The 18,703-nt window shown below is 28.2% G+C and carries 19 protein-coding genes; 3 read left to right on the forward strand and 16 right to left on the reverse strand.

All coding sequences use genetic code 11. The annotated features are described in order from the left end of the window. Window positions 1-7 precede the first annotated feature (7 nt). From NSA50_RS11540 to NSA50_RS11560, 5 genes are all read right to left on the reverse strand, one after another. Window positions 8-1,618, reverse strand: a complete 1,611-nt coding sequence (locus NSA50_RS11540) for a response regulator (RefSeq protein WP_257445259.1) — start codon at window positions 1,616-1,618, stop codon at window positions 8-10. 390 nt (window positions 1,619-2,008) lie between these two features. After that, window positions 2,009-2,173: a hypothetical protein gene (locus tag NSA50_RS11545; protein WP_195262551.1), complete on the reverse strand. Its 165-nt coding sequence runs from the start codon at window positions 2,171-2,173 to the stop codon at window positions 2,009-2,011. A gap of 23 nt (window positions 2,174-2,196) precedes the next feature. Next, window positions 2,197-3,219, reverse strand: coding sequence for a galactose/methyl galactoside ABC transporter permease MglC (gene mglC, locus NSA50_RS11550; protein ID WP_257445260.1), 1,023 nt, complete (start codon window positions 3,217-3,219; stop codon window positions 2,197-2,199). Between the two features lie 16 nt (window positions 3,220-3,235). Beyond that, on the reverse strand, window positions 3,236-4,735 hold the full coding sequence (mglA, locus tag NSA50_RS11555; protein WP_257445261.1) for a galactose/methyl galactoside ABC transporter ATP-binding protein MglA: 1,500 nt from the start codon (window positions 4,733-4,735) through the stop codon (window positions 3,236-3,238). An 88-nt stretch (window positions 4,736-4,823) separates the two neighbouring features. Beyond that, entirely contained in the window at window positions 4,824-5,870 is a 1,047-nt protein-coding gene (locus NSA50_RS11560; protein WP_257445262.1) for a galactose ABC transporter substrate-binding protein, read from the reverse strand. Between the two features lie 215 nt (window positions 5,871-6,085). Between NSA50_RS11560 and NSA50_RS11565 the strand changes: the two genes are divergently transcribed. The 3 genes from NSA50_RS11565 (at window position 6,086) to NSA50_RS11575 (ending at window position 8,454) form a co-directional block, all read left to right on the forward strand. After that, window positions 6,086-6,988, forward strand: a complete 903-nt coding sequence (locus NSA50_RS11565; RefSeq protein ID WP_257445263.1) for a prenyltransferase — start codon at window positions 6,086-6,088, stop codon at window positions 6,986-6,988. 93 nt (window positions 6,989-7,081) lie between these two features. Next, on the forward strand, window positions 7,082-7,651 hold the full coding sequence (locus NSA50_RS11570) for a LemA family protein (protein ID WP_257445264.1): 570 nt from the start codon (window positions 7,082-7,084) through the stop codon (window positions 7,649-7,651). Between the two features lie 2 nt (window positions 7,652-7,653). Then, entirely contained in the window at window positions 7,654-8,454 is an 801-nt protein-coding gene (locus NSA50_RS11575; protein WP_257445265.1) for a TPM domain-containing protein, read from the forward strand. Window positions 8,455-8,541: 87 nt separating this feature from the next. Here NSA50_RS11575 and NSA50_RS11580 read toward each other — a convergent pair whose 3' ends face one another. From NSA50_RS11580 to sufB, 11 genes are all read right to left on the reverse strand, one after another. Beyond that, window positions 8,542-9,708, reverse strand: coding sequence for an AI-2E family transporter (locus NSA50_RS11580; protein WP_257445266.1), 1,167 nt, complete (start codon window positions 9,706-9,708; stop codon window positions 8,542-8,544). A gap of 408 nt (window positions 9,709-10,116) precedes the next feature. Next, the gene (locus NSA50_RS11585) at window positions 10,117-10,854 is read right to left on the reverse strand and encodes a YwaF family protein (RefSeq protein WP_257445267.1); all 738 of its coding nucleotides are present in this window, start codon (window positions 10,852-10,854) and stop codon (window positions 10,117-10,119) included. A 124-nt stretch (window positions 10,855-10,978) separates the two neighbouring features. Next, window positions 10,979-11,662, reverse strand: a complete 684-nt coding sequence (locus tag NSA50_RS11590; RefSeq protein ID WP_257445268.1) for a Yae1 family protein — start codon at window positions 11,660-11,662, stop codon at window positions 10,979-10,981. Window positions 11,663-11,784: 122 nt separating this feature from the next. Continuing rightward, a complete protein-coding gene (locus tag NSA50_RS11595; RefSeq protein ID WP_195262560.1) occupies window positions 11,785-12,015 on the reverse strand; it encodes a hypothetical protein in 231 nt (76 codons plus the stop codon). A 120-nt stretch (window positions 12,016-12,135) separates the two neighbouring features. Continuing rightward, the gene (locus tag NSA50_RS11600) at window positions 12,136-12,372 is read right to left on the reverse strand and encodes a DUF1292 domain-containing protein (RefSeq protein WP_207733733.1); all 237 of its coding nucleotides are present in this window, start codon (window positions 12,370-12,372) and stop codon (window positions 12,136-12,138) included. A 79-nt stretch (window positions 12,373-12,451) separates the two neighbouring features. Then, entirely contained in the window at window positions 12,452-12,892 is a 441-nt protein-coding gene (locus NSA50_RS11605) for a hypothetical protein (protein WP_195262561.1), read from the reverse strand. 69 nt (window positions 12,893-12,961) lie between these two features. After that, window positions 12,962-14,293 carry a hemolysin family protein gene (locus NSA50_RS11610; protein ID WP_195262562.1) on the reverse strand — a complete coding sequence of 444 codons (1,332 nt, stop codon included), beginning with the start codon at window positions 14,291-14,293 and terminating at the stop codon, window positions 12,962-12,964. Window positions 14,294-14,512: 219 nt separating this feature from the next. Continuing rightward, window positions 14,513-14,944, reverse strand: a complete 432-nt coding sequence (gene sufU, locus NSA50_RS11615; RefSeq protein WP_142691171.1) for a Fe-S cluster assembly sulfur transfer protein SufU — start codon at window positions 14,942-14,944, stop codon at window positions 14,513-14,515. Window positions 14,945-14,949: 5 nt separating this feature from the next. Continuing rightward, a complete protein-coding gene (locus NSA50_RS11620) occupies window positions 14,950-16,179 on the reverse strand; it encodes a cysteine desulfurase (protein ID WP_195262563.1) in 1,230 nt (409 codons plus the stop codon). After that, the gene (gene sufD / locus NSA50_RS11625) at window positions 16,172-17,278 is read right to left on the reverse strand and encodes a Fe-S cluster assembly protein SufD (protein ID WP_257445269.1); all 1,107 of its coding nucleotides are present in this window, start codon (window positions 17,276-17,278) and stop codon (window positions 16,172-16,174) included. Before sufD ends, NSA50_RS11620 begins: the two co-directional genes overlap by 8 nt. Further along, window positions 17,278-18,687 (reverse strand): Fe-S cluster assembly protein SufB, encoded by a 1,410-nt coding sequence (gene sufB, locus NSA50_RS11630; RefSeq protein ID WP_279325019.1) that lies wholly within the window; start codon window positions 18,685-18,687, stop codon window positions 17,278-17,280. The genes sufD and sufB overlap by 1 nt, the downstream gene beginning before the upstream one ends. Window positions 18,688-18,703 lie beyond the last annotated feature (16 nt).

An 18,703-nucleotide genomic window follows, 5' to 3' on the forward strand; every position in this document is an offset into this window, starting at 1 on the left:
AAATCACTCAGTTCTTTCTATATCTTGATGGTGCTATTCCAAATTTCTTTTTAAATACATAACTAAAATAATTTGCTTCTTGATACCCAACTTTTGTAGCAATCACATATGTTTTATCATCAGTAGTATTTAATAGTTTTACAGCTTCCTCCAATCGTACTGAAGTTAGGTAATTTACAAAACTCATATCTGTTTCTTTCTTAAATATAGTAGAAAAATAAGTTGGACTCACATGTAATTTTGAGCACAATTTTTCAACTGATATTTCAAAGTCATTATAATTTTCCTTTATATAGCTTTTAGCTTTTTCCACTAAAAGCATTGAAGAATTAACACGTTCTTTTTTTATAAGCTTGTTTAACTTAATAGCCTTACTTATAAACCATTCTTTTATTTCTTGTATTGAATCTAAATGGTCTAACCCCATATAACAATTGAAATTTTCACCAAAAACATTATTAATTTCTATATTGTATGTTTGAGTTAATTTAAGCATGGATGTTAGTATCTCCATTATATAAATTCTATACTTTTCTAATGGTATACAAGATTCTTCAACTACTTTAAATATATTATTTACAACTTCTTGTATTTCACTTTCTGTTAATAATTTTATAGTATTTAAAAATTTGACTTCATCCTGCTCATCAAATTGTAATTGAATTGAATTGTCTGGCTCAACATCATCAATATATATAGTTTTTCCATTACCCACTATTGGCCTATAATTTAATGCACTTTGAGCTGTGCTATATGAAAATCTTATTTTTGATATATCATCACATATCCTACCTACACCTACAGATATAGTACTTCCAAATATACATTCATAAACTTTACAAACTTCATTTAATACCTTTATAAAGCCCATTATGTTATCCTTTTCATAGAAGCTGTTCAAAACCACAACCTTATCTAAATATGGAAAGCTAATAAACTTGCAATAATTCTCCATTGTTTCATCAACTATGCTTTTTATTGATATAGATAATAAACCAATATCATTTTGTAATTCTAAATCTTCCTCAGTAGAGCTTATATTTCCATCAACACCTATTATTGCAACTGACAAGTATTTTTCTATAAAATCTAGTCCTAATTTCTTCTCATCTTCTATCCACTTTTCTCTAGTTATTCTGCCTTCTAAAGCTCCAATAAGAAACTGTTCTCTTATTACTGGAATACTTTCTATATAATGATTCTTTAATGTTTCCACATTTCTTTTTGCATCATATTCTGTATCTAATTTTTCTTTTAATCTCTTTAGAACTTCTATAAGTTCAACTGAATTAATAGGCTTTAAAACATACTCAACTACATTTATTTTTATAGCCTTATGTGCATATTCAAGATCATCAGAGCCTGAAAATATTATTATTTTTGTAGAAGGCATTATATCCATAACTTTTCTACCTAACTCTAATCCATCCATAAATGGCATTTTTATATCTGTCATTATTACATCTGGATGCAACTTTTCTGCCATTTCCAAGGCTTCTTGTCCATTTTCAGCATCACCTACAACAATAAATCCTTGTTCTTCCCAATTGATTTTTTTTATAACTCCAAGTCTTATCTCCTCTTCATCATCTACAATCATTAGTTTATATAACCCCATAAATAGTCCTCCTATATAAAAACTATAAGTTTCTAAAAGAATAAATTTGATTAAAAGCATATCTTTATCAATACATTTTTTATATGTATAATTTTTTAACCTTATTATATTTATTTAATCATTACTCTATCTAACATCAAATAAGTAAGATTAATATAACACTCTATACAAATAATTAAATATTTATATGGTTTGATATTTTTATTCCATTATAAAGAAATAAAAAACAAATTTATAAAACAAATAATTTTTAATCCATATCAAATTTTCTAAATCTTAAAATTAATTATAACATATTTTTGTAATTTTTTTCATGTAAATATTATCAAACAGCAAAAATAGGATGAGATATTATAATTCTCATCCTATTTCTATGAATAATATTATATTTTATACTAATATTCCTATTATCAATGACAATGCTAATAATACAAACAATACTGCAATAACTCTATCCATTGTTTTAACTGATACATCTAAATTACCGTATAATGTATCCCTTACAGTTTTTTTAGGAACTTCCTCTACTTTTTCTTTTACAGTTTCATTTTCCATTTAACATCATTTCCCTTTTCGAATTATTTTTTAGCTATATATTTTCTTACGTCTAGTGAAACAGCTACTATTATTATTAAACCTCTTATTATATATTGCCAGTAAGCATTTACTCCAATGAAGTTTAATCCATAGTTTATAACTTGTAGTAATACTGTACCTATAAGAACTCCTGGAATTGTACCAATACCACCTGTAAATGACACTCCCCCAACAACACAAGCTGAAATTGCATCTAATTCATAGTTGAATCCAGTACTTGTTGTTGTAGATCCTGCTCTAGCTGCTTCTAAGAATCCAGCTAGTCCATAAAGTACACCTGATATTATAAATATAATCATTATATTCTTAACTAAGTTAACACCTGAAACTGCTGCTGCTTCTGGATTTCCCCCAATAGCAAACATATTCTTACCAAGCTTTGTTTTATTCCATACAAACCACATAATAGCTGCAACTATTGCAAGATAGAATACTAAATATGGAATTTCTACACTACCTAACTTTAAGTAACCATTAACGAATCTTGTATATCTTTCATCTAAGTTAGCAACTGGTTGAGCTCCTAGTGGAGGTCTATCAATATATAAGCATGATGCTCCATAAGCTATAAGCTGAGTACCTAAAGTAATAATAAATGCATGGACCTTCAGTTTTGCAACTCCAAATCCATTTATAGCACCGAATATACCACCTATAACTATTGCTAAAAGCATTGGCAATATTAGTGGTAAAGCTGGTAAGTTTGGATACATTCTAGCAGCATATGTTGTTGATTGTAGTAAAGATGCTGATATTATAGCTGTAAAGCCTAATATACGCCCTGCTGAAAGGTCTGTACCTTGAAGTACTATAAGCCCCGCTACCCCTAATGCAAGGATACCACGTGTTGATGCTTGACTTAAAATATTAGTAAAATTCTTCAATGAAAGGAACCCTGGTTCCTTTATAACAAAGAACACTATCATTATAAACAATACTATATATAGTGCATAATTTAGTAGGAAATTTTGTAAAGACTCTTTATTAAATTTAACTTTGTTCATAAGTTACACCTCTATCCTAAATATATTTAGCAGCCATAGCCATAATATCTTCTTGTGACAATTTATCTGCGTCACCTATCCCTGCCACTCTTCCATTTGACATTACAAGTATTCTATCGCATATTCCTAATAACTCTGGCATTTCTGAGGATACAACTATAACCCCTTTGCCTTTATTAGCTAAATCTATAATAAGTTGATAAATTTCATATTTAGCTCCAACATCTATTCCTCTTGTTGGCTCATCCAATAGTAGTATTTCTGGATTTGTTAAAAGCCATCTGCCTATGATTACCTTTTGCTGGTTACCTCCAGAAAGAGTTCTAATAGCTGTCTTTTGATTTGGAGTTTTTACCTTCATACTATCTATTGTCCATTTAGTATCTTCAGTGATTTTTTTATTATCTAATACACCAAATTTACTGTATCCATCTATATTGGCAATCATTGTATTGAATTTTATATCAAGTTGACCAAATATTCCTGTGGATCTACGCTCTTCTGTTAATAATGCGAACCCATTTTTTATCGCTCTTCTTGAATCTGTATTTTCAACCTTTTTGCCGTGTAATATTACCTCGCCTTCATTATGACGAGCTATTCCAAATATAGTTTCTAATAATTCTGTTCTCTTTGATCCAACAAGTCCTGCAACCCCTAAAATTTCTCCTTTTTTAAGTTCAAAGGATACATCTTTTATAGAAGGTTGATATGTACCAGTTAGATTTTTAACTTCTAATATTACTTCTCCTTGCTTATTTGTCTTTGGTGGGAATCTGTTAGTTAAATCACGACCAACCATTAACTTAATTATTTTATCTGTTGTAAGATCTTTTGCAGGAATTGTATCTATCCATTTACCATCACGCATTATTGTAACGTCATCAGAAATTTCAAGAATCTCCTCCATCTTATGAGAAATATATATAATACCGCAGCCTTTAGACTTTAATTTATTAATGATTTTAAATAAATGCTTAACCTCTTCTGTAGTTAATGATGATGTTGGTTCATCTAAAACAAGAATTTTTGCATTATATGAAACTGCTTTTGCAATTTCAACCATTTGTCTTTGAGAAACAGATAATTTTGCCATTTTAACTTTTGGATTAACATCTATTTCAAGTTCATCTAATATTTTTTTAGTTTCTTCATACATTATCTTTTCGCTTACAATTCCAGCATTTCCTGGATATCTTCCAAGCCATATATTATCCATAACATTTCTTTGTAAAACTTGATTTAATTCTTGGTGAACCATAGCAACTCCGTTATCCATTGCTTGCTTTGGGTTCGAAAATTTGCTTTTTTCACCATTTATCAAAATTTCTCCACCATCTTCAATATAAACACCAAATAAACATTTCATTAAAGTAGATTTACCTGCTCCGTTTTCACCCATCAAAGCATGTACAGTTCCTGGTCTTACTTTTAATTGGACATTATCTAGCGCTTTAACTCCTGGAAATTCTTTGCATATATCTGTCATTTCAAGAACATATTTTGTATCTGCCATAACTTACTTCACCACTTTTCTATTATTTATTAAACTGCATAGTGAAAAGTACACTATGCAGTTTAGAGGAAATTTATTTCTTTATATATTATTTAACGTATGGTTGATATGGAATACGTACAGCAATTCCTGTATCATCAAACTTATATGAAGTTCCTTCTACAGCGTTCTTTCCAGCTGCTAAATTCATTCCTGTTTCATATAAAGCTTTAGCCATTCCTTCTGCATCTTGAAGAACTGATCCTAACATAAATCCTTTACCTATTAAATCTTGTGCTGCTGCTGTTGCATCAACACCTATAACTGGAATAGTCTTTGCAGCATCACCATTGTTATATCCTTGAGCTTGTAATGCAGCTATAGCACCTTGAGCCATACCATCATTATTGGCAATAACAGCTTCAATCTTATCACCAAATTTTGAGAACCATGCTTCAGTAGCATTTTGTGCTAACGCTTGGTCCCAGTTACAAACTTGTAGTGCTAATTCTTCTGTTTTAATTCCTTTATCATTTAAAGTTGAAACTGAATATTGAGTTCTTGCAACTGCTTCTGGATTATCAGGTTCACCTTTTAGCATTACATATTGTAATACTCCATCTCCATTTTTATCTATAGCAGCTTTATCTTTTTCCCATTCCTTTGAAAGGATATCTCCTTGCATAATTCCAGCTTCTTTTGCATTTGTTCCAACAAATATAGCACTTTCATATGCTTTTATTGCATCTGCTGCTGGTTCTCTATTAAATAGTACTACAGGTTTTTCAGCAGCTTTTATCTTATCGATTACTGTAGGTGCTGCTCCTGTATCAACTAAGTTAACTAATAAAAGATCTACATCTTTTTGAAGTAATGTATCTATACTGTCATTTTGAGTAGCTTGGTCACCTTTTCCATCATAAAAAGTAAACTCAACTTTATCTGGATTTTCAGATTGTAATTTTTCTAAACTTTGACGAACTGTAGAAATATAAGTATCATCGAATTTGTATAAGCATACTCCAACCTTAACCTTATCTCCCTTTGAAGTATCTCCACCCTTAGAATCTCCACTCTTTCCGCTACATCCAACTAATGAAGCTGTAACCATAACAGTAGCCATTGCCATTGTAAGTAATTTTTTAACCTTTTTCATATTTAACCCTCCACCTTTTATAAAATCGTTAAAACATATTTGGTTTCGTTTACATTTAATATTATAAATTTATCTTCTAATAACTTCCATACGAAAAACTTAACATTTCTATCGAAATTCTTAGATAATAATTTTTTATATATTTTAATAATTTGAAAGAACTATCCATTTATGATACAATTGGAAATTGCAATTAAATATATGAGGTGATTAAAGTGGATAAAGAGTATCTATCAAAATTTATTAAAGATTCTTGGAAAGCATTCCGTCCCTTTTCGTTAACATTAGCAATTGGATCTACCACTCTTGGGATTATTGCTGCAGATAAAATGGGATATATTAATTGGTCTAGTACTAATGATATTTTTTTAGTTATCCTAATAACAGTAGCTGGACTTTTAGCTCAATCAGGAGCTAACTTGGTAAATGATTATTTTGAAGGAAGTTTTAGATATTATAGGCCAAGCGGTAGAAAGGCTAATTTTTTAGGCGTAACTAGAACTTATTTTGATATTTATGTTTTTCTTTGGGCAATGTGTTGTTTTGCATTAGCTTCACTAATTGGATTATATCTTATATACATAACTGATTTTAATATGTTTATCATAGGTATAATAGGAATATTTGGTGCTTATTCCTATACTGGAGAACCTTTTGTATTTAAAAGAAAAGGACTCGGAGTTCCAATTTCTTTTATAACCATGGGTCCACTAATGGTATTAGGTGCATCTTATCCTTTTACTAAATCTATAAGCATATACCCAATATTACTTTCATTACCAGCTTCATTTCTTATTCCAGCGCTAATGATAAGTAATGAAATGAGAGATTTTAAAAGAGATGCTAATTTAAGTCTTGGAACATTAAGTGTTAGAATTGGTAGTAAATATAGTACATATATTTATAGATTTTTAGTTTTTGGTTCATATTTTTTAACTTTAATATATGTTATATCAGGATTTTATCCTATTACTTCTTTATTAGTATTTTTAACATTTCCAATAGCACTAAAGGCTCATAGATCAGTTTGTAAATTTGAAAAGCTTGGAATCCCTTATACAAATAATTTACATTGGACATTTACTCTTATTTTAATATTAGCATTATTTTTAGGATAACTCTTATTAATCCAGATTATACAGTAAATCTTTAATAATACATCTTCTTTCTACATATAATAATTTATATATAGAAAGGAGATGTATTTTTATATGAAAAAAGGAACCAAGGTATTAATAGCTGTACTTGTTGTTATTGTAATATTAGTTTTTCCTATAATATCTAGCTACAATAATTTAGTATCTCTAGAGCAGCTTGTTAATACATCAGAATCTAATATAGATACTCAATTACAAAGGAGATCTGATTTAATACCTAATTTAGTTAATACAGTTAAAGGATATGCTTCTCAAGAAAAAGATATATTTACTGATATAGCTAATGCTAGAAGTAAGCTTTCAGGTGCAACAAACATATCAGAACAAGCAAATGCAGATAGTCAATTATCAAATGCTCTTTCTAGATTATTAGTTGTTGTTGAAAGATACCCTGATTTAAAATCTAACCAAAACTTTCAGGACTTAAGTATTCAATTAGAAGGAACTGAAAATAGAATAGCTGTTGCAAGGCAAGATTATAACACAGCTGTAACTAATTATAATACTAAAAGGAGAAGATTCCCTACTAATATAATTGCTTCAATGTTTGGTTTTCAAGAGAAACAACTTTATAAAGCAAGTGATAGTGCTAATGAAGTACCTTCAGTTGATTTCTCTAGATAAATATGAATTTTAGTAATATATTAAAAAAACTTTTAGTATCTTCTCTTTTATTAATACTGAGTTTTTCATTAACAGTTTCAGCAGCTACTAATTATCCTTCTCCAACAAATTATAAATATGTAAATGATTATGTAGGAATACTGAAATCAGATGAAATAGAAACTATTATATCATTGGGTAAAGAACTAGAGGATAAAACTGGAGCTCAATCTATTGTTGTAATAGTAGATACTACAGATAATATTCCAATTGAAAATTATGCTATAAATTTATTTCGTTCTTGGGGAATTGGACAAAAAAATAAAGATAATGGTTTATTACTTCTTGTTGCAATAAACGATAGAAATTGGCGAGTTGAGGTTGGAAGAGGTTTAGAAGGCGTTATTCCAGATGCCCTAAGTAACAGAGTTATGCAATCTTTAGCTAAGGATGATTTTAAAAATGAAAACTATGGTTCTGGTATAATAAAGAGCTATAGTGCTTTTACTGATTTAATTGCTGAGGAATATGGAGTTACTTTAAGTAAATCTTTAAATATATCTATTCCAAAGGAATCTCAAGAAACATCACGTAACTTTTCAGGAAATATTCTAATAGGAATATTAGTTATTTTCTTCTTCTTAGACTTATTCTTTAACCGTGGAAGAGTTTCTTCTTCATTACTTCAAATAATTTTTTGGAGTAATATAGGAAGACGAGGTCCTCGTGGCGGAGGTGGAGGCTTCGGCGGAGATGGATCTGGTGGATTTGGAGGTTTCGGTGGAGGATCTTCTAATGGAGGTGGCTCCTCTGGAAGCTGGTAATCTCAAATTTAAGATAATAGAACCTTATATAAAATTAAAAATCATGTATATAGAATATTCAGTTTCTATATACATGATTTTTTAATCTTATTTCATATATTCTTTTGTCTCTGTTTTTAGTCCTTTTTTTCTTAGCCTGCTTTCTATAAATTCCTTAACTATAGAATAGAAAATAGCAAATAAAGGAACTCCTATTATCATACCTAATATACCTAATAACTTTCCTGCAACTAATATAGAAAATAATATCCAAAAAGCTGATATTCCTATTGAATCTCCTAAAATTTTTGGCCCTATTACATTTCCATCTAATTGTTGTATAAAGAATATTATCAGTAGAAACCATAAAGCTTGTATAGGTGATACAAATAATATTATTATAAATGATGGTACTGCACCTATAAATGGTCCAAAGAAAGGTATAATGTTAGTTATACCAACTATAACTGAAACCAGTATTGTATATGGCATTTTAAATATAGTTAATATTAAAAATGTTAATACTCCTATAATTAAAGAGTCTGTTATCTTTCCAACTAAAAATCTTCCAAATGTATAGTTACTTCTATCAACTAATTTTATAATCTCATCTGCGTGTACTTGTGGAAGTAATCCGTAAGTTATTTTTTTACTTAGTGCACATAACTTTTCTTTATCTATTAATAAATAAACTGAAATAATTATTCCTAAAATTACATTCCATATACTTGATGCAACACTTGCTACAAAGCTTCCTAATGCTGGAATTAAATTCGTAACAAATTTAATTATATAATTAACTAGGTTATTAAAGTTATCCATTAGAACTTGAGAATATTGTTCTTCTATATTCAATTTCAAAATTGTTTCATTTACAAACTTTGTAGTGTTAGTTATATATGTAGGGATATCATTTAGCAATCCAACAACACTATCAATTAACTGAGGTAATAAAAATTTAATGAACATACTAATTATAAAAAAAACAGTTACATAAGAAAATAGTATGGCTATACCTCTCTTTGATTTTAGCTTTACCTTTTTCACATATTTTGTTTCAAAAATCTTATTTTCATAAAAGTCCAATAAAAAATTCACTATATATGCAATAGCAAATCCAATTATAAATGGCTGCATAATAACTAATATAGAATCTAGCTTATCTGTAAATATAGTTACTTGTGATATGGCTAAATAAAATAATATAACTGAAATTGCAACTATAAATGAATATATTGCTATTGTTGTATATTTACTATTCCAATTTACTTTCATTACATACCTCTCTTTACTATAATATTTTTATTTTAACCTTTATAATATTATAATATATTTAGTCTTAAAATGGAGATTTTTAGTGAAATTTAATTAATTATTCATTATTATAATATTAATTTTATGTAAAATTACACTATATATTACTCACAATCTACGCTATATTTTCTTATTTTCTTTATATCAACTTATATACAATTATAATTACTATTCCAAATATTAAAGAATTAAAGTAGTTTCTAAAAATATATATCTAAAATTACTCAAATTAATCCTGGCATTTCTAATAAAAATGAAATTACAGTTAAATCATTCCATATATCTATTCTAGATATTACTCTCAGATTAAATTGAAATATATTTCAATTATAATATATTTCAATTTAAATTATATTTATTCTCTAGATGTTACACAGTATGTTTTATTTTTCTATTAAAAACTTTTGCTAATAGATATATTAATCCTGTATATATTAATACCAATACCTCTAAATTTATGAAATAATTATATCCTTCTCCTACCCCTTCAAGAATAGTCCCTTTTGCTGCTAAATTTGAATTAAATAATACAAAGAAATAATTAGTATTAAATTTATGATTAAATATCCCGACTGCAAAACCCATTACCTGTAATAATAAGTATAATTTTATTACATTATACTCCTTTAGATAATATCTATGTACTAATAAAAAGTATATTGGAATTACTATTATTGAAATATGAGATATCATAAACTGATAATATTTTAAGTACATGCTAGATAAAGAAGTATCCATAGATATTAGACTCGCTACTCCGCCTATAACTCCATAGCAAATAACAAAATCATATATTTTTTTGCTTTTTGTAAATCCCAAAATAATACAAAGTATATTTACAATATAGCAAAGATGTATAGGCAAATTATCTACTTTTACTCCATTGATTAACCATGTTATCAAATAATAAAATATAAATATAATTGAGGATAAACCTGTTAATGTATATCTTATCATTTTTTCAATCTTATCATTTCTTCTTATCTTATTTCTATAGACTACTAATAACACTATTATTAATATCATTATTATTATTGGAATAAATTGCTCCATATTACTCATTTGATAGTTTTTATTAGGTCTTTGCAATATAAAAAAATTTTTCATTATATCTCCTCCTTCTAACTTATCAATATGACATCAATAATAAAATGATTCTAAAAAAATAAACCAGTATAGTATTTACTATACTGGTCTTATCATATTATTATCGAATTAGATTATTTTTATATTAACAAGATCTCCAACAACCATTGTTATTTCTATTATTATTGTTATTTCCTCGGCTCATACTGTTTAAGAATCTCATCATTTCTCTAATTGCATCTTCACGTCCTCTTCTAAATCCAACTCTAACGCCTCTTTGAAAACCTACCCTGCAACCTTCTCTAAATCCTCTATCAAAGCCTTGCCTAAACCCTTGTCTAAAGCCTTGTCTAAGACCTCTTTCAAAACTAGCCCTAGCTAATTCTTCTGCTCTAGAAACACCGTTTCTGAATCCATCTCTAAATCCTTCTGAATATCCTTCACGTCTCCCTTGCTCTCTCCCATTGATTAAACCACATCTAAAGCCTCTTCTAAAGCCTCTTTCTTCTCCCACTCTTAATCCTCTTTCAAAGCATCGACGACAATTTATTATTCCGCTATTATTGCCACAGCCACCACGGAATTCTTCATTATTAAATGCATCGAAACGTTCCTCGCCAAGAAATTCATTATTTTCATTATTTTCATTATCGATATCTTCTTCGAAATTCACTAAATCTGCAAAATTATCATTTTCAAAGAATGAATCATTATCTATTAAATTATTATCTATTGAATCCTCTTCTACAAATTGGTTTGATTCTTCATTCTGAATTCTTCTTAATATTTCTTCAAAATTATCATTATTGAATTCATAATTTGTTTCCATCTTTTTTATCTCCTTGTATAATACTCATAATATATAATATATGAATGGTTCCTTCTTTTGGTTAATACTTTTTATAATGTTTGCTGTTTATCTTATTAAGTATAATTAATAACTTAATAAGCTTATTCATTTAATAACGAATAAACTTCTCTAACAAGTTTTTTTACCCTATCAGGAAGTTTTGATATAGCTTTTTCTCTTTTTTTCTCATCTTCTATCTGTGCTATTCTCATAACTTCTTGTTGAACTCCTGGAATACTATTAAATTCAGTTACTATTCTATTGAACCTTTCGGCAAATCTTGGATCTTGCATTTTTGCTTGGAGTTTCATAATTAAATTATAACTATTCATTCTTTATTGCTCCTAGAATTATTTTACTTCATATTATTCATTGGCATTTTTATTTGTTACCATGATTTTAATTAAAAAAATAAGCCAGAATAGATAGTTCTATTCTGGCTTATTTTTTAATTAAAATTTCAAACTTGAAACTTGCTTAAACATGTTTATTTCCTTTTCGGATTCTACCTCACTTAAGCTTTCATTCCAGTTCTTATCAAATTTTATCTTATATATTTCAATATGTGACTTATCTTTAACTGGTGCCATAGCAACATATTCACTTCCACATATTAATTTTTGTTCTAATATTGCATATTCTATTTTATTTCCATTTTCATCACTAAAAGACATTATTTTTTCACTCATAATATACACTCCTTTACCTTACTAAATTTATTTTGCTTTAATCTAGTAAATTTATTCATATATATTAATAAAAGTATCTTTAAGTTAATTTTAATAAATATTCTTGCATAGATTTTATTAACTTTGCATATTCATCTGATACTTCTATTAAGTTTTTCTTTAAATGCTCATGTATATTATTGTCTTTTATTAAGAAATCTAAAATAGCTTTAAATCCCATTTCTGTACCTTTAATAGCTGTTTGTAGTATTTCCTTATCAGTATCTACGTTCATTTCTTTAATGCTATTAAACACCTCTAAAAGTTTTCCCCAAATACCTTCGTCATAAGTTACTTTTTCATTTAATTCTTCAATTTCTTTTACTATTAAATCCTTATTTTTTTGAACTGTTATCAATACTTTATCTAGAAGTTCTATAACTTTATAATCAGTAGCTCTTTCTTTTAATCTTGCTATCTCATTTTCCCCCATTATAATTCCTTCTAATTCTTTATTTAGTTCTTTAGCTTCTGTATTCATGTTTTCACACTCCTTTATATTAGTGTTTAATTTATAAAGGAGCATTATTCATTTTTAATAAGAATTTATTTAGCTATTTTCATTTAATTTTTCATTTTTCTTTTCTTTATTATTTATAATTAAATGAATTCTATCTATTCTTCTATCATCTAATTTTACTAATCTAAGGGTTATATCATCTGCTACAACTTCACAATTTTTAGTTGTAGTTGGAATTTCTCCAAGCTTTTCAATGAAAAATCCCCCTATAGTGTCGGCAACTTCTGACTCTAATTCTATATCTAAATAATCATTTAAGTCTGATAAAGTCATTAATCCACTAACAACAAAGTTTTTATCATCTATTTTTTCAACATCTAATTTATCATCATACTCGTCTAGGATTTCTCCCATTACTTCTTCTATAATGTCTTCCATTGTTACTATACCTGAAAATCCACCGTACTCATCTATTAAAATAGCTATATAAGCCTTTTTATCTTTTAATTCTTTAAATAAGTCATCTATACTCTTTGTTTCAATAAAGAAACATGGATCTTTTATTAAATCTCTTATTTTTACATTATCTATACCCTTTTCAACGATACTTGCAAATAAATCCTTCATATGCAATATACCTATAATATTATCTATTTCATCTTCATATACAGGTATTCTTGAAAAGTTTTCATCTAAGATAGTTTTAATACAATCTCTAATATCTTCATCCACATCTAATAAAAATGTTTCTGTTCTTGGTGTCATTATCTTTTTAGCTGTAGTATCATCAAATTCGATTATTCCATCTATCATTTCTCTTTCGACTTGATTTATAGCTCCATTTTCTTCACCAATTTCTATAAGACTTCTAATTTCTTCCCTAGATATTTGTTCTTCAATTCCTTCTGTTTTAAATCCAAAAATCTTAAGAATAATATTAGTTGAAAATGATAAAAACCATACAAATGGCTTAGTTATTTTTGATACTAGAATTATCGTTTTTATAGAAAACATAGCAACTTTTTCTGAATTTTGAAGTGCTATTCTCTTAGGTACTAATTCTCCAAGAACTAATGTTAAATATGAAATAGCTAATGTTGTTATAACTAATGCAATACTTTCACTATAAGGAATATTAATATTCTTTAATATGTTTGCAAAACCAACTGAAATTGATGTTGCAGCCGATGCTGATGCAAAGAAACCTGCAAATGTTATTCCAACTTGGATTGTAGATAAGAAGTTATTAGGCTCCTTTAGTATGTTTTTCAATAGTATTGCTTTCTTATTTCCTTCTTCTGCTAATATGTTTATTTTTGTTTTATTTAATGATACTATTGCCATTTCAGCAGATGCAAAAAATGCATTAACTACTACCAATATTAAAATTAAAATAAAACTACTCCCGGGACTTCCTTCCATTTATTCATTCTCCTTAAATTAAAATTATAGTGAATTTATTCTATCATATAAAAGCTTGTACATACAAATGCCTATTTTTAACTCTAAAGATTAAATAGTCTTAATTTTTAAAATTATTATAAAATACTTATATATATTGAGCTATATCTTCTAAAACCTAATGATCTTTATTATATCTATAATAAAAGGTTAGGAAATCAAAAGTTTCCTAACCTTTTATTAGTTTTCTTCACTAATAGCTTCTTTTAAAGTATGCCAAGCAAGAACAGCACACTTTACTCTAGCTGGCATATTTGATATATTTTTTAAAACTATAGCATCTTCTAAAGCTTCAAGTTCATCTTCATCATTTATTTCTCTTTTTATCATTCCAATAAATGTTTCTACAAGTTTTAAGGCTTCTTCTTTATCTTTACCTTTAATAAGATCAATCATCATTGAAGTTGATGCTTGAGATATCGCACAACCTTGACCAGTAAATGCTAAGTCTTCTATAATATCTCCATTCATTTTTAACTCTAATGTTATTTCATCACCACAACTTGGATTATGACCTTTTTCAGATAAATCTGGATTATCTAGCTTTCTTCTGTTATGTCTTGAAGTACTGTGCTCCATTATAAGTTCCGTATATATAGCATTTAAATCCATTAATATTACCTCCATTTTGCAAACATATCATATGTTTGTTTTACTGCTTCTATTAATCTATCAACATCTTCTTTTGTATTATAAAAATATATACTTGCTCTAGATGTTGCATTTATTCCCATATATCTCATTAAAGGTTGTGCACAGTGATTACCAGCTCTTATACAAACTCCAAAAGTATCAAATATTGAAGCTACGTCATGTGGGTGTACTCCATCTATTTCAAAAGATAAAACTCCACCTCTTTTTTCAATATCCTTTGGTCCATATATTTTCACGTATTCAAGCTTACTCATTTCTTCATATGCATAAGTCATTAGTTCTTTTTCAATTTTTTCTATGTTCTCCATGCCTATTTCATTTAAGTAATCTATTGCCTTTGATAAACCTACTGCACCTTCAACATTTTGAGTACCTGCTTCAAATTTATATGGTAATACGTTGAACGTAGTATCTTGTTCATATACATACTCTACCATATCTCCGCCAAACATTAAAGGTGGCATTTTGTCTAGTAGTTCTTTTTTACCATATAATACACCTATGCCCATTGGTGCTAATAGCTTATGGCCTGCAATTACTAAAAAGTCTGCATTTATGTCTCTTACATCTACTTTCATATGTGGAACACTTTGTGCTCCATCAACTATAACTACAGCACCTTTTGAATGCGCATATTCTGCAATTTCCTTTACAGGATTTATTGTTCCTAATGCATTAGATACATGTGTTATACTTACAATCTTTGTTTTTTCAGTAATCTTACTTCTTACTTCTTCTTCTGTAAGCTCACCATTTTCATCAGTGTACATATATTTAAGAATTGCACCTTTAGCTTTTGCTACTTGTTGCCATGGAATTAAATTTGAATGATGTTCCGCAATTGAAATTACTATTTCATCACCTTCACTTATAAAATTCATTCCATATGACATAGCTAAAAGATTAAATGATTCAGTTGCGTTTTTAGTGAAAATTATTTCTTCTCTATATTTTGCGTTTATAAATTTTTTAACCTTTTCTCTTGCTTCATCATAAGCTTCTGTTGCAAGTACACTTAATTCATATGCCCCTCTATGAGGATTTGCATTAGATTGTTCATAATAATCTTTTATAGAATTTATAACAGAACTAGGCTTTTGTGTTGTAGCAGCACTATCTAAATAAACTATTCTCTTTCCATTTCTTTCTTTATTTAATGTAGGAAAATCCTTTAAAAAATTTCTATTATTCATTATCCAAACATTCCTTTATTGAAGCTAATATTGCTTCTCTTATATTTTCATTATCTATTTTATCTATTATTGGATTAAAGGCACCTTCTATAATCACTCTTCTAGCATCATTATAGTTTAAGCCTCTACTCATTAAGTAGAATAGTTTTGCTTCATCTATTTTACCTGAAGCTGCTGCATGTTCTCCAGATACATCATCTTCTTCACAAAGTAATAGTGGAAGAGCTTTTCCCTCAACTTTTGGAGATAGTATCATACAATATTCATCTTCTACTCCAACACTTCTTGAAGCTCCTCTCTTGAAATCAAGAGTTCCTCTGAATATTTTGTTTGCTTCTCCCTTTAAGGCTCCCTTAGTTGTTATTTCTGACTTACTTCTTCTTCCTTTATGAGTCATAACATAATTCATATCTATAACTTTCTTATCTCCACCTAAGTAAATTGAACTAAGTGTTGATTCAGAATTATCTTCAAGTAAATCACCATGATAATTTGTGATACTATTTTTTCCGCCTAAGTCTATTGAAACAAAATCAACTTTACCATTGTATCCAACATCTGAAAGGTTTGAATCTAAATTCATCGTATTTTTGTTTAGCAAGTTTACTTTAACAACTTGAATGTTGCTATTGTTCTTACTAAATATCTTACAGACACCATTATGATATCCTTCACTATCATCTAATGAATTATATTTTATGATAACTTTGGCATTAGAATCTTCTTCAGCAACTATTAGTATATTATCTACTAAAGTATTGTTTTCATTATCCATATTAAATTCTATAATTATTGGTTCTTCAACCTTAGAATTCTTAGCTATATTTACTATATATCCTTTATTAAAATCAAATTCACCTTGATTTACTATTTCATCTGAAACTCCATAGATAAACTTCTTATTTAATGGAAATACATTTCCCTTATTAAGTTTTTCTATTGTAACTCCTTCTAAATCATTACCAGTTATTTTATCATTATTAAAACTTCCTATTTCAGGAGCTTTATAATCTCTTAATGTTATATCATTAACATTTAACCAGCTTTTAGTTCTTACAGGAGTCTTATTTAAATTATTGAAATTTAAATTATTATTCATTATCCAATGCTCCCTTCTAATTCAAGCTTAATTAAATTATTCATTTCTACCGCATATTCTAGTGGTAATTCTTTTGATATAGGTTCAACGAATCCTCTTACTATCATTGACTTAGCTTCTTCTTCACTTATTCCTCTACTCATTAGATAGAATATAGCTTCATCACTAATTTTACCTATTTTAGCTTCATGTCCTATTTCAACATCATCATTCATTAAATCTATAACTGGTATAGTATCAGATTTAGATAAGTTATCTAACATTAGTGATTCACATGACACTACTGATTTAGAATTATAAGCATTTGCATTTACTTTTACAACGCCTCTGTAAGTAGCTGCCCCTCCATTTTTTGAAATAGATTTTGAGTTTATTGTTGAAGAAGTATTTGGTGCTGCATGAATTATTTTTGCTCCAGTATCTAAGTTTTGACCTTTACCAGCAAAAGATACTCCTGTAAATTCTGCTCTTGCACCTTCTCCTTTTAAAATACTCATAGGATAAAGCATTGATATCTTTGATCCAAATGATCCTGATACCCATTCTATTCTTCCGTTCTTTTCAACTATAGCTCTCTTTGTATTTAAGTTAAGCATATTCTTTGACCAGTTTTCTATTGTACTGTATCTAAGAGTAGCTCCTTCTTTTACAAATAACTCAACACATCCTGCATGAAGATTAGTCATGTTATATTTAGGTGCTGAACATCCTTCTATAAAGTGAAGTGTAGCTCCTTCTTCCACTATTATTAATGTGTGTTCAAATTGACCTGCACCTGGTGAGTTTAATCTAAAATAAGATTGTAGTGGAATATCCACATTTACACCTTTTGGTACATATACAAATGATCCACCTGACCATACAGCTCCATGAAGTGCAGCAAATTTATGATCACTTGGAGCAACACATTTCATAAAGTATTCTCTAACTATATCTTCATATTCTTTAACTGCTGTTTCCATATCTGTATAAATTACACCTTGCTTAACAAGATCTTCTCTTATACTATGATAAACAACTTCTGAATCATATTGAGCTCCAACTCCAGCTAATGATTTTTTTTCTGCTTCTGGTATTCCTAAAAGATCAAATGTCTTTTTAATATCTTCAGGAACCTCTTCCCAACTTTCATTTAGCTTTGATTTTGGTCTAACATATGTAACTATGTTATTCATATCTAACTCATCTAATGATGGTCCCCAAGTTGGAAGCTTAATTTCATTATATATATCAAGAGATTTTAATCTAAATTCTCTCATCCATTCTGGTTCTTCTTTTTCTTTAGATATAGTTTCTACGATTTCCTTTGTTAAGCCTTTATCTGCCTTGAAGTCAAATCTGTCTTCATTTTTAACATCGTAGACACCTCTATCCATATCATCTACATAGGTCTTCTTCTTTATTTCCAAAGTATTCACCTCCATA

The organism is Clostridium mucosae (assembly GCF_024622765.1).
Taxonomy (GTDB): Bacteria; Bacillota; Clostridia; order Clostridiales; family Clostridiaceae; genus Clostridium.